The organism is Enterococcus avium, from assembly GCF_002891025.1.
GTDB classification, from domain to species: Bacteria; Bacillota; Bacilli; order Lactobacillales; family Enterococcaceae; genus Enterococcus_A; species Enterococcus_A avium.
Map to the genome: position 1 here is coordinate 843343 of NZ_NBSL01000002.1, position 12100 is coordinate 855442.

Consider the following 12100-nt stretch of genomic DNA (forward strand, 5'->3'; position numbering starts at 1 on the left):
CCTTAGCAATTATATTTGCTGAGGGCTTTTTTGTGTTTCTTCCTTAACTGGGATGACGATCTTGGTAGGAAATTGAATCACTGATAACTTCAACAATAAGTGTAAAATTGGAAGGTGGAAGAATAATGGCAGGATTTTTAGTAGTTCAAACGGATTTTGGTTTGCAGGATGGCGCAGTCAACGCGATGTATGGAGTAGCTTATCAAGTTGAACCGACTCTAAACATCAATAATTTAACACATGAGATTGAACCTTATAACATTCATGATGCAAGCTATCGTTTATTACAGGCGGTCACTTATTGGCCAGCAGGAACTGTTTTTGTATCTGTGGTTGACCCCGGCGTTGGCTCAACCCGTCGCAGTGTCGTCGCAGAGTTGAAGGATGGGCAATATGTAATTACGCCAGATAACGGAACATTGACGTATTTAGCTCAATATGTCGGAATTAAGGAAGTTCGACAAATTGATGAGGAGAGTCAACGTCTGCCCGGCTCATCTGAAAGTCACACATTCCATGGTCGAGATGTCTATGTCTATAACGGTGCCCGATTAGCTAGCGGTAAAGTAGGTTTTGCTGAATTAGGAACGATTATTCCAAGCAGCGAATTAGTGACGTTCCCCTTGATCGCTCCAGAACAAACACAAGATAAAATTACGGGAACGATTGATATCACCGATATTCGATTTGGCTCGTTGTGGACGAACATTCCTGTGGATTATTTCAAAAACTGGCAAGTTGAATATGGACAAAGCCTGCTAGTAAAAATATACTATCAAGGTGTGGTCCGTTATCAAGATGAAGTTGTTTTCGGGCGTTCCTTCGCTCAAGTGGCACCGAATGAAGCAGTTCTTTATATTAATTCATTATTAAATGTTGGATTAGGGATTAATTTGGATTCATTCTCCGCAGTTTATAAAATTGGTACTGGCAACGATTGGACGATTGAATTGACTAAAAATTTAGGGTATTAAGCATTTATCAAATAAAAAAGGGGTATAAAGTATGAATAAGAGATTTACGGTAAAACACATTGTAGCAATTGGGATCGGTGCGGCGGTTTTCTTCATTTTAAAACGATTCGTGACGATTCCTACAGGCATTCCTAATACGGATATTGCAACGGCATATCCTTTCTTAGCATTATTAGGTGTCGTTTATGGGCCAATTGTTGCTGGATTGGCAGGGTTTATCGGTCATGCATTAGGTGATTTAACAACGTATGGAGCATGGTGGTCTTGGATCGTTGCTTCAGGAATTTTAGGTGTATTTTTCGGTTTGTTAGCAAAGCGAATTCCAATTGAACAAGGCATTTTCGGCAAGAAAGAAATCGGAACCTTTTTAGTTGGTGAAACGATTGCTAATTTAGTCACTTGGGTGGTTATCGCACCGATTGGGGATATCTTGATCTACGCGGAAGCACCAAGTAAAGTCTTTACTCAAGGTGTCGTTGCCGGAATCACGAATTCAATCGTAACAGGAATTATTGGCTTTATTTTATTAAAAGCGTACGCACAAACGAAGACGAAAAAGGGCAGTTTGAACAAAGAAGCTTAGAACGTGAGGATATAAAATGATCGAGTTTCGTGATTTTACATTTCAATATGACAGCCAAGCTGAACCGACATTGAAAAAGATCAATTTGACGATCAATCAGGGAGAAAAAATTTTGATCATGGGGCCCAGCGGCTCAGGAAAATCGACTTTGGGAAAATGCTTGAATGGGATCATTCCGCAAAATGAAAAGGGCACTTTTACCGGCAGTTTGATGATCAATGGGAAGACTTTTAGCGAATCATCAATTTATGATCTTTCTCTTGATGTCGGTACGGTATTGCAAGATACAGATAGTCAGTTTGTCGGCTTGACCGTTGCAGAAGATATCGCCTTTTCTCTGGAAAATGAAATGATTCAACAAGCAGAAATGCGAGAAGCAGTCAATCATTGGGCGGAAAAAACTAATTTATTAACGCAGTTAGAAAAACGGCCGCAGGATCTTTCTGGTGGTCAAAAGCAGCGGGTGACAATGGCGGGGGTGCTCATCGATGAAACACCGATCCTACTATTTGATGAGCCGCTAGCCAATCTTGATCCTCAGACCGGCTATGAAGCAATCCAAATGATTGATCAGTTATATCAATCGCAAAAATTTACAACGATCATTATTGAGCACCGTTTGGAAGAGGTTTTAGCGGCACCCATCGATCGTGTTGTTTTGATGAACGAAGGGGAAATTGTTGCGGATATGACACCGACTGAATTACTTAAAAGTGATTTATTAGCCAGTTACGGGATTCGTGAGCCGCTTTATATCACCGCGTTGAAGCGTGCAGGAATTTCTTTGAAGGATTTTTCTGATCTAACGCAAGTCGATCAATTGGTTTCACCAGAAATTTCTGCTGCTTTGGCAAAGTCGCAAGGTGAATTTAAACCTATCCCAATAAAAGAGGTTCCATTATTAGCATTGAAGAAAATTTCCTTTGGTTTTGGCAAAGAACTAGTGATTAAGGAGATTGATTTGACGCTTTATCAAGGTGAAATGGTCAGTTTAGTCGGACATAACGGTGCTGGCAAATCAACTTTATCCAACCTGATTACTGGTTTCTACCCATTGCAAACAGGGGAGTTATTATGGAAAAATCAATCAATTGCCTATGAAAGCATCAAAGAACGTGCGGACAAAATTGGTTACGTGCTGCAAAATAGTAATCAAATGCTGTCGAAGAATATGATCTTTGAAGAAGTTGCCTTAGGATTAGAAAATCGAGGAATTGAAGCGGACAAGATCAAAGAGCGAGTATTCGATACGCTAAAGGTTTGTGGTCTTTATGAGTTTCGTAACTGGCCGATTTCTGCGTTGAGTCATGGACAAAAGCGTCGTGTAGCGATTGCTGCCATTTTAGTGTTGGAGCCGGAGCTATTAATTTTAGACGAACCAACTGCGGGACAAGATTATTATCATTATAATGAGATGATGAACTTCTTGCGCAAATTGAATCAGCGGGGAATTACGATTTTAATGATTACCCACGACATGCATTTAATGCTTGAACATACGCAACGAACATTGGTCTTAAAAGAGGGAGAAATCATCGCTGATGAAACACCCGCCAAAGTGTTATCTTCAGCAGAGCTTGTCAATTCAGCGAGCTTGCGTCAAACAAGTCTCTATCATTTAGCAAAAAATAATGATTTAACAGATGCGACTGGTTTTGTATCAGCCTTTATCCGGTACGACAAGGGAGGAGCCTATGGAGGGAAGTAATTTAATCGGCTATTTGCCGAAGAAAACTGTGATCCATCAACTCAGCGGTTTCACTAAACTTTTATGCTTTTTGCTGATCTCTGTGGTTGGGATGATTTCTTATGATACACGCTTTCTATTAGGGCTGGCGATTTTTTCAATAATTTTATTTCGCACAGCGCGAATTAGTTACCGCGAAATTTCGTTTGTGGTGAAATTTATCGCCTTTTTCTCACTTCTAAATCTGTTGACGGTTTATTTATTTGCACCAGAATATGGAGTAACGATTTATGGCACGCGTCATGTCATTTTTGAAGGGATTGGACGCTACACCGTGACGCAAGAGCAGCTTTTTTATGAATTTAACTTATTGATCAAGTATTTTGTGACCATTCCGCCAGGTTTAATCTTCATTCTGACTACGAATCCTAGCGAGCTTGCCTCAAGTATTCATCGGGTTGGCGGGTCTTATAAGATCGCTTATGCGTTTTCTCTAGCATTGCGTTACATTCCAGATATCCAAGAAGATTTTCGAACGATTTCTAAAGCGCAGCAGGCCCGAGGAAACGAGCTTTCTAAAAAGGCTTCACTAATGAAGCGGGTACGGGGAAATTTAACGATCGCGATGCCATTGATCTTTTCAAGTTTAGAGCGAATCGAAACCATTTCATCCGCTATGGAGCTGCGTCGATTTGGGAAGAAAAAGGGGCGAACGTGGCTGTTGGCTAAGCCGCTAAAACGTAATGATTATTTAGCGTTACTATTAGTTGTTATTTTGTGTTCGGTTGGAATCGTCTTATTAGTTGTCAATGGCGGCCGCTTTTATAATCCATTTCGCTAAAAAAACAGAACTTTCTGCACAAACGCAGAAAGCTCTGTTTTTTTATATTATAAATTGTACGATCTTATCAGATCATAATTTACTGATTTTATTCAGCACGATTCGCAATTCCAGGTATAAATTTCAAACAGTAAAGAGCGCATAGTCCAACAATGATATAGATGATTTTTGCGAGAATCGCTGTGCTTCCACCAGATATCGCTGCAACTAAATCATATTCAAAAAGACCTACTAATAACCAGTTGATTCCACCAACGATCAACAAAATAAGCGCGATAATATCTAGATATTTCATCTGTAAAACCCTCCCTTCTGATTTGTTTAACAGTACCATAGTTGGATGTCCTACCATATTTATCTGCTCAAAAATTGTTTTTTCTTATTTTATGTAATGGGAAAATACTTTAAACAAATGAGAGCTTTTGTTTTCCTAGTTGAAAATTGTTTTTTTATCTTATAGATAAGAGGTAGGAACTCCATTTAATGATGCATCCAACAGACAAATTCTTTTTAGATATTGTGCATTTTAAACGAGGTGTTTTTTTCGCGAAACGCTTTCTCTTATAGATGTAAAAGTTTGCTCGAAATCAATAAAGCGAAGAAGGAAAAGTTGAAAAATGGGAGTAACATAGTCAAAATTGCATCAATTGTTCCAAGAGAAAGTCTATAAAACTGGATTATCCGAAGAACACACAGACATCGTCAGTGATATATTGACTTTTACCGATATTCTTATGGAACAAATTGTTCAGAGAGAAGTGTCGAGGGAGGAATAATGTTAAAAGAAATGGTTGTCTTATCAATTTGTCAATCAGGCCGATGGCAGTACCTTTTTGGAGAAATCAAATCCATTTAGTTTAAAAACTGAACTTTTTTAAATTATGGGAACTATCTTGCGATTGTGCGCGTATAATGTAAGTAAGAGAGTCTGTAGGCAGAAAGGAAGCGAGCTAAATGTTGAATCCGTTTATCAATACAGGACTAGAAGTTGCTTTAAAAGACCTTTTTCGGGATAAATACACTACTGGCCAAGTTTACCCTGCTACTGCTACCGATGTGTGTAAAGAGCGTTTGATTGTTTATGTCTATCCTAATAGCTTGAAATTTGTTTTTGTTGATCAGGAGCAAGAAGCCTTAGAGCAGCTGGCTCTAAATGAAGAAGAGCGGTGAAAGAAGAGGTTAAATTAAGAAAGAAGCAGTTTTCGTCTTGAAAGGGCATTTTATTTAAGGTCATATTTTAATACAGTGTTGGTATTATAACAAATTTTTAAGGGAAGTTGTTATACTTCCCTTAATCGTACTTTTTAGGAAATTTGCAAACTATTTTATATAAGGTATATATTCATTTTATTCAATAGGCAAGTTGTGCTGTTTTAAGAAAGATAGCTTATCCCAGTAGCCTCTTTGAAATAAAATTTTATTATTTACTATTTGAAAAAAACCGCAACCTCTCAAACCTAATGGGTCACGCCACTCTAAAATTGCCCATTGGCCATCTTCGAAAATGTTTTCAACGATACAAACCATTTTTGCGTTAGAAAAATCTTGTTCAAACATTTTCTTTATAGCTTCTTTCCCAATAACTGGCTCATTGGCAACCTGATGGTTTGTTGCATTATCATCATATAATTCTGAAATGATTTCTACATCTGCATTATTAAACGCATCGACCCATTGGCAAAGTATTTCTTTTGGTGTCACATAATTTACCTCCTTGGTATGTAATAATTTCTATTTGCAATATAAAACGAGTGTCTAATTGTATTAATATATTCTACTTTTGCACTTAATTTCAAGACAATCTATATATTAAACATATACAGGTTCACGGTCTTTGAAATCTATAGTTTATCGATTTGAACATTTAGTTAAAAAGGTGAGGTACTCATAATCGAGTCTCACCTTTTTTATTATTGAATTTTGTCTAAGATTAATTGGGCACAATCAATTTGGTTGGGAATAGTGCCTGCTTCATCCTTCACACGCCAGATATCGGGAGTGATCTCATCGACGACGTACATTTTTCCTTCATCGTCGTAACCAATTTCAATTTTGAAATCAATCAAAGTCAAGTTCATTTCCGCCAATGCCTCTTTAAGAACAGAACCGACTCTAGTTAAGATATCCAGCCCTTCATCGTACTGATCGGGCTTCAAAATACCCTTCATTTGACATAAGCGATCTGTAATTAGCGGATCACCTTGTTCGTCATCTTTTAAGGTAACTTCTAAATAGGGTGGATCGAAGGGTAATCCTTCTGGCAGGGTAAAACGACGACACATACTGCCAGCAGTGAAATAGCGTAATACAAATTCTAAATTAGGAACGGTTAACTGCCGAACCTTCATTATTCCTTTGTCGATGTCTGCGTCAAGATAATGGGTCGGAATACCATTTTTTTCCATCAATTCAAAAAAATATTTGGAAATAATTAAGCCAATTTTCCCCTTTCCTTCAACACTTCCGCCAACAGTGTTTGAGCCTGGGTCAAAGACGCCATCTTCACCAGTTGCGCTATCTTTAAATAGTAAATAGACTTCCTTGTTTTCCTCATCTAGTAATACTGTTTTTGTTTTCCCATCGTACAATTCTTTCATTTTTTACCGCCTTCTCTGAAATATCCAGTGTTTTAAAAAATGATAACATTGGATATTTTTAGTGTCGATGATTTTTCGGATTTTATTTTAAAAAACACGTCTAATGTTCGGATTTCTTTGAGGAAAGGGTGTAAAATGCATTTGAATTTAAATATAAAGTGCTTTTTTCAGAATTTAACACTACTGTCTGCATTCATAAAACTACTGTTTCTTAATCGGAGTACAAAAAGTTTCGCATTTTTATCTATAGTAAAAAGCCAAAGTGCTGTTAAATCAACACTTTGGCTTTTCTATGAAGATAATAGTATGGAGACGGCGGGAGTTGCTTAAATACTATTATATCAATACTTAAATTTAATTGAATGCCATTTTGAATGCCACATAGCTAGAAATCTATAAATTTATTAAACTTATCTGCTAATTGTTCTTTAGCAAGTTTAGATACATGAGCATAGGTATTCATAGTAGTTTGGATGTCCTCATGACCTAAACGAAATTGCACCTCTTTTAGCGAGGCGCCCATTTCTATTAATAAGCTAGCTTGAGTATGTCTGAAGCCATGTACGGTGATTCTAGGAAGTTTTTTCTTTTGTTTTTTATCCATTTGATCTTGGATGTTTAAAAGCCATTTTCGTGAAGTATCAAGGCTCATTATATCGTGTGGATTTTTAGCATTAGTTTGACCGAAAATCAACCAATCATCAGATGGGGGAAGTGCTACTTCTTTCCATTCAAGAAGCTTATCTAAAGTACCTTGATCGATTGAAATTATTCGGCTAGATCCAACCGTTTTAGTGGTGTCAATTTCTAGTCCATTTGCTGTTCTAGTAACGGCTTTATAGATATTGACTGTTTTAGCCTTGAAATCTATATCTCTCCATTCAAGAGCACCTGCTTCTTGTTTTCGCATACCAGTCATGGCAAGTAATCTAAAAAAAGCCTGAACTTTGATATTCGGTTGCTCATATAGTGCGTCGAGAAATAATTTTAATTGCTTCTTATCATAAAACGGTTCTTCAGTAGTAGTTTTTTTTCTTCTTTTCGGTTTGCGTATGGCATCTGTAGGATTGGACTCTATTATACCAAATCGAACGGCGTATTTAAAAACTAGTCCTGTGTAATTCATCATTTTAGGAGCTGTATCATATTTATTTGCCCATTTATCCATTAATTTTTGAATTTTGATAGGCGTGATTTCAGAAATATATATGTAGCCGAGTTCTTCTAATACATGATTTTTAAAAATTCTTTCTGTTTTTAACAATGTAGATCCTCGTACTGTTCTTTTGTATTCAGTCATCCATAAATCATATACGTCTTTATATGTTTTCGGCTTTTCTTTTTTTAATAAATTGTTTTCATATTCACTTTGCAATCTTGCGAGCGCTAATTTTGCTTCACGTTGAGTTTTAAAATTTCGACGAGTAGTTTTAACAGACTTTCCTGTTTCTGGATTAATTCCTAAATAAGCTTGGAACTTCCACGCTTTTTCACCGTTCTTTTTCTTATATTGTTCAAATTTTGCCAATTGAATCTACTCTCTTTCTCTGATACAATAGACACGTGAATAAGCCTATTGTGTAGGTTTGTTTTTTCTTAGAACACGCTAGCTTTGGACGGTGGGCGTGTTTTTATTATTTTTTACTTACTTTACTATTAATCATATCCCATTGAGCATAGGATTTTTCTATGTTCGATCCTCTTGAACTAATTTCTCCTGTAAAAGTTACTTTATCTCCCTTTGTAAAGGTATCCGCATTGTTTAAGTCCTTCGCAAAAATTACATATGAAACTTTAGGTGTTGCAGAAATATCATTCCAACTTTTATCATCGTACTCTTTGTCTGCTATAATGGCTATTCTAGTAGTCATTGATTCGATAACAGTTCCTTCAAAAGTATATGTTTTACCACTAATATATTTAGTAAAAGCTGTATTTTGCTCAGTAGCTGGAGTAATAGAATAATAACTATCTAAGAAAGCACCCCAGTCATGATTATTTGTCTCTAAAAATTCTTCAAATTGAGTTAGGCTTTTATTGCTGCTGTTAGATGTAGTAGTTTGAGTCTCAGATGATGAGCTTTCCTGTTTGTTATTGTCATTTGCCTCGTTTGATGAGGAAAGCGAGAAACCTACGGTAGTAAAAATAATCCCGATAATAAGGAGAATCATAGGTGTTTTCTTATTTGTTTTTTTGATAAATCTTACAATTAACATGATTAAACCTATAATAAATAAAACAATACCAGTAAAACCAAATATACCGTCCATTAATAGATCCTCTTTCTCTTTCGATATTGAATATTATAAACCAAGCAATTCTTTTTTCTTAAAATCGAATTCTTCTTGATTAATAATCCCTTCATCTAACAACTCTTTATACTTTTTAATTTCATCTACACTTGAAATTTGTGTTTCTTTGGAATTATTATCTAATATAGATTGTTGCTTCTCTATATATTTTTTTAAATTTTCCATTTCATTCCAATATTTTTTTGTAAACATAACGGTGTTTTCATCTTTCGTGGCCGCTAATATACCTCCGCGACTTTCGTTTCCGCCTAGCAAGGTAAATTGTATATAACCATTACTCATACCTGGTTTTTTTAATTGTACGGCTGATATATTTTTAAAGGGGATAGTTTTTTCTCCTTTAATACCTTGATTAACTAAATTTATAAATCCTTTTCTAATAATTGAAATAGAATCATCAGTTACTTTAATCAAGGTTTTTCCTGGAGATTTTATTAAAATCTCTTTTTCCATTTTTTTCCTCATTTCTGTGATATGATTTTTTTGTAGAAGCTCATATATGAGGAAAGAGTCCGTGTGCCAGCACGGGCTTTTTTACATTGAATTCTCATAATCATAAATTATCTGCTTCTCTTTTGTTGAATGCACGCCTGTAAGGTACATTCTGAATAAAGATCGATCGCCATAGTTTTGTAAATTTTTAGTCGCTCTTACTGCTGTTAGTTCTCTCATACCGCAACTATATATGCCGAAATCAACAAATCTATTATACAGAGCTTGTTGGCTAATCTGACATTCGTCAGATATCAAACGAAATGATTTGTTCGTTTTCATATATTTGACTAACTTTATATCTGGAATCATTATTACACCAGCGGCACCATTTGCTAATTTTTCAAGAATCCATTCCTCTTCATTATAGAATGATGGATTGTTATCTACATTGAAAAATTTTTGTGTTCTTTTTTTCATATTCATGTCGAAAATACAGTGAATTATCTCATGACAAGTGCTAAAGTTAAACCGTCTTTTATAAACATCAGGATTTAAAAAAATACATATACTTTTTTTACTTCTAACAGTAACTCCGAGAAAAAACTCCTCATCAATTACAGGAATTTCTGAAATTATTTTTATTCTGTTTTTTTTAATATAAGAAGATATAAAGTCAGAAAAAGTATATTCTTCAGGCTCAATATTTTCTTTTAATAAAAATTGATTAACTACTAAGTTAATAAGTGACAAACGATTGCCTTTTAAATCTTCCAACATTTACACTCCCGAGTTACTCATTTTCCTCATCGTCTAATTCTTTCATGGTTTTTGAAATAAAACTCATTAGGTCCTTAGTTTGTTTTCTGTAAAGGTCACGTTTCTCAGGAGCGACTTCCTTCTCTCCTTTACGAAACATCATGATAAGTTCCTGTTCGTAATCATCTTCATCATTAACAGTTGCAGGATTAAAATGCGGGTCGTCGGTTCTTCCTAATAGATAGTCGACAGATACATCAAAGTAGTCGGCTACTTTTTCTAATCTGTCTGATTTTGGACTTGCCTTCTTCCATTGATAAAAAAGATTTTCACTAAAACCTAAATCAATAGCTACCTTAGAAACACTAATTCCTTGTTTGTCAGCCAATTCTTTTATCCGATCAAAGACTGTCATATCAACGATTCCTTTCATCGAGGAACTATTTTACAGAAAACTATAGAATATTGTTGACATAAATTATAGTTTGCTATAATATAGACCTCGTAAGATAAATAGTAAGAAAAAAGCAGAAGCAAAGACACCTAATAAAAAATAAACAATTCGAGGTCGCCAAACTTAGAACGTTAATTTTATAGGGTTAACTACGCTTATTTAACTATGACTCCATTCTATAGTTTTCTATAAAAATGTCAATAGTTTACCGCTGATTTCTTACTGTTTGTCTTATAAATAACAGAAAAGGAGCTGGAAAACATGCCGAGTACTGACATAGGTCGAGAAAAAATTCTTCGCTTTATTGAAGAAAACAATATCTCAATTCGCGATTTGGCAGTTGTTTACGGACTAACGCCACAGGATATGACAAATTACTTGAATGGGAAATTAAAGAATAAAAAGTCGAATCAAGTTGTCCTTCAAATAATTTCAGATTACAAGATCAGATAGGAGGTATAAAGATGAATTGGTCGGACATCAAAAAGCTGGTTAATGATTATCTTGAATTAAAGCTAACTTCTCTTTTATCGGGGTTTATTCCAAGAAGATATCTGAATCAAAAACAAGCAGTTATCTATACAGGAGCTTCACCAAAAACCATTAATCAGTGGGTAGATGATGGACTGAGAATTATTCTTTTTTCAGAAACCAGCAATCCAAAGTATGACATTAAGGATTTAGATAGTTGGATGGAAAAACACAAAACAAAGGAGGAACCAAAATGAACCAACTACACGAGGAGGTGAAGAGGATGGAAAAAGAAAATGGCAAAGAATTGAACTTGTTAAGCAATGGCAATCGGGTTACCTCGTTAATTGACAGAGAAAATGTAGTGGCTCTAAACGAATACCTAGCAGAGGTAATTGATTACGCTAAGAAAAAGAAAAACCCAAAAACTGTTGCAGCAGTTTCAGGGCTTATCGAGTCGATGAAGGTTCTTAATAGTTAGTAAGGTATAAACGTACTCGAATTATTCTCATCACGCTGGTTAAATTCCTCTGCAAGTTTCTTAGCTTCGATATACATGTTTAATTTTTCCTGTAGATCAAGTTTTGAGTCAGAAGAAGAAACTACAGATTGAGCAAATTTTTCAGCATCAACACTCATACTTTTCACCTCCAATCAGTCTGATTATATCAAACGAGGTGGGATGAACAAAAAACAAAGGAGGAACCAAAATGACAGAATTTAACAAAAAAGTATTAAAAAGCAAAACAGAAGCTGAACATTTTTTGAAAGAAAATGATGCTTCTGTAGAGGATTGTATGAATCTATTAGTTGGTATTTGTTTTTATTTGAATGGCTTAGGAGAAAAAAGTGGAATGACTGATAAAGAACGTTCCAACTTAGGCGTACAAATAAGCTATTTACAAGGGTACGCTAAAGGAATTATCGATCGCGGTTAATCATCAGTATCTCCTATACTTACAAATCCTAGAGTAGGAATCAGTTATTTCA

Annotated in this window: 18 protein-coding genes and 1 other annotated feature (1 of these 19 cut by a window edge); of the genes, 9 read left to right on the forward strand and 9 right to left on the reverse strand. The window is 35.4% G+C overall.

Annotated features, from left to right (window positions below):
• Positions 1-7: a binding site (T-box leader), on the forward strand; it begins 237 nt to the left of the window's first position.
• Between the two features lie 118 nt (positions 8-125).
• The 4 genes from AUF14_RS04375 to AUF14_RS04390 are packed head-to-tail and all read left to right on the forward strand — an operon-like array spanning position 126 to position 4085.
• Complete coding sequence (locus AUF14_RS04375; RefSeq protein WP_016182133.1) at positions 126-974, forward strand: SAM hydrolase/SAM-dependent halogenase family protein; 849 nt, start codon at positions 126-128, stop codon at positions 972-974.
• 31 nt (positions 975-1005) lie between these two features.
• Positions 1006-1557: an ECF-type riboflavin transporter substrate-binding protein gene (locus tag AUF14_RS04380; protein ID WP_016182134.1), complete on the forward strand. Its 552-nt coding sequence runs from the start codon at positions 1006-1008 to the stop codon at positions 1555-1557.
• Between the two features lie 16 nt (positions 1558-1573).
• Positions 1574-3265, forward strand: a complete 1692-nt coding sequence (locus tag AUF14_RS04385) for an ABC transporter ATP-binding protein (protein ID WP_016182135.1) — start codon at positions 1574-1576, stop codon at positions 3263-3265.
• Positions 3252-4085 carry an energy-coupling factor transporter transmembrane component T family protein gene (locus AUF14_RS04390; RefSeq protein ID WP_016182136.1) on the forward strand — a complete coding sequence of 278 codons (834 nt, stop codon included), beginning with the start codon at positions 3252-3254 and terminating at the stop codon, positions 4083-4085. The genes AUF14_RS04385 and AUF14_RS04390 overlap by 14 nt, the downstream gene beginning before the upstream one ends.
• Before the next feature lie 88 nt (positions 4086-4173).
• On the opposite strand, the gene AUF14_RS04395 is transcribed toward AUF14_RS04390, so the two are convergent.
• A complete protein-coding gene (locus tag AUF14_RS04395; RefSeq protein WP_016182137.1) occupies positions 4174-4380 on the reverse strand; it encodes a DUF378 domain-containing protein in 207 nt (68 codons plus the stop codon).
• Positions 4381-5039: 659 nt separating this feature from the next.
• On the opposite strand from AUF14_RS04395, the gene AUF14_RS04400 reads away from it, so the two are divergent.
• Positions 5040-5255: a hypothetical protein gene (locus AUF14_RS04400; protein ID WP_016182138.1), complete on the forward strand. Its 216-nt coding sequence runs from the start codon at positions 5040-5042 to the stop codon at positions 5253-5255.
• A gap of 177 nt (positions 5256-5432) precedes the next feature.
• Here the strand turns inward: AUF14_RS04400 and AUF14_RS04405 are convergent, their stop codons facing one another.
• The 7 genes from AUF14_RS04405 to AUF14_RS04440 form a co-directional block, all read right to left on the reverse strand.
• Positions 5433-5786 carry a nuclear transport factor 2 family protein gene (locus AUF14_RS04405; protein WP_016182139.1) on the reverse strand — a complete coding sequence of 118 codons (354 nt, stop codon included), beginning with the start codon at positions 5784-5786 and terminating at the stop codon, positions 5433-5435.
• A 209-nt stretch (positions 5787-5995) separates the two neighbouring features.
• Positions 5996-6682 carry a phosphoribosylaminoimidazolesuccinocarboxamide synthase gene (locus tag AUF14_RS04410; RefSeq protein ID WP_016182140.1) on the reverse strand — a complete coding sequence of 229 codons (687 nt, stop codon included), beginning with the start codon at positions 6680-6682 and terminating at the stop codon, positions 5996-5998.
• A 385-nt stretch (positions 6683-7067) separates the two neighbouring features.
• Positions 7068-8210: a tyrosine-type recombinase/integrase gene (locus AUF14_RS04420; RefSeq protein WP_102865889.1), complete on the reverse strand. Its 1143-nt coding sequence runs from the start codon at positions 8208-8210 to the stop codon at positions 7068-7070.
• 106 nt (positions 8211-8316) lie between these two features.
• Positions 8317-8952: a DUF3221 domain-containing protein gene (locus AUF14_RS04425; RefSeq protein ID WP_102865890.1), complete on the reverse strand. Its 636-nt coding sequence runs from the start codon at positions 8950-8952 to the stop codon at positions 8317-8319.
• A 33-nt stretch (positions 8953-8985) separates the two neighbouring features.
• Positions 8986-9447 (reverse strand): DUF4429 domain-containing protein, encoded by a 462-nt coding sequence (locus tag AUF14_RS04430; RefSeq protein ID WP_102865891.1) that lies wholly within the window; start codon positions 9445-9447, stop codon positions 8986-8988.
• 81 nt (positions 9448-9528) lie between these two features.
• Positions 9529-10206, reverse strand: coding sequence for an ImmA/IrrE family metallo-endopeptidase (locus AUF14_RS04435; protein WP_102865892.1), 678 nt, complete (start codon positions 10204-10206; stop codon positions 9529-9531).
• 13 nt (positions 10207-10219) lie between these two features.
• Positions 10220-10618, reverse strand: a complete 399-nt coding sequence (locus tag AUF14_RS04440) for a helix-turn-helix domain-containing protein (protein ID WP_407643960.1) — start codon at positions 10616-10618, stop codon at positions 10220-10222.
• A 282-nt stretch (positions 10619-10900) separates the two neighbouring features.
• On the opposite strand from AUF14_RS04440, the gene AUF14_RS04445 reads away from it, so the two are divergent.
• The 3 genes from AUF14_RS04445 to AUF14_RS04455 are packed head-to-tail and all read left to right on the forward strand — an operon-like array spanning position 10901 to position 11591.
• Positions 10901-11092, forward strand: coding sequence for an antirepressor (locus AUF14_RS04445; RefSeq protein WP_070558248.1), 192 nt, complete (start codon positions 10901-10903; stop codon positions 11090-11092).
• Positions 11093-11103: 11 nt separating this feature from the next.
• Entirely contained in the window at positions 11104-11367 is a 264-nt protein-coding gene (locus AUF14_RS04450; protein WP_102865893.1) for a DNA-binding protein, read from the forward strand.
• The gene (locus tag AUF14_RS04455) at positions 11364-11591 is read left to right on the forward strand and encodes a hypothetical protein (RefSeq protein ID WP_102865894.1); all 228 of its coding nucleotides are present in this window, start codon (positions 11364-11366) and stop codon (positions 11589-11591) included. Before AUF14_RS04450 ends, AUF14_RS04455 begins: the two co-directional genes overlap by 4 nt.
• On the opposite strand, the gene AUF14_RS22465 is transcribed toward AUF14_RS04455, so the two are convergent.
• Positions 11588-11749 (reverse strand): hypothetical protein, encoded by a 162-nt coding sequence (locus tag AUF14_RS22465; RefSeq protein WP_161349363.1) that lies wholly within the window; start codon positions 11747-11749, stop codon positions 11588-11590. The two genes, AUF14_RS04455 and AUF14_RS22465, sit on opposite strands and share 4 nt — an antisense overlap.
• Before the next feature lie 71 nt (positions 11750-11820).
• Here AUF14_RS22465 and AUF14_RS04460 point away from each other — a divergent pair, with 71 nt between their 5' ends.
• Complete coding sequence (locus AUF14_RS04460) at positions 11821-12048, forward strand: hypothetical protein (RefSeq protein WP_102865895.1); 228 nt, start codon at positions 11821-11823, stop codon at positions 12046-12048.
• Positions 12049-12100: the final 52 nt, after the last annotated feature.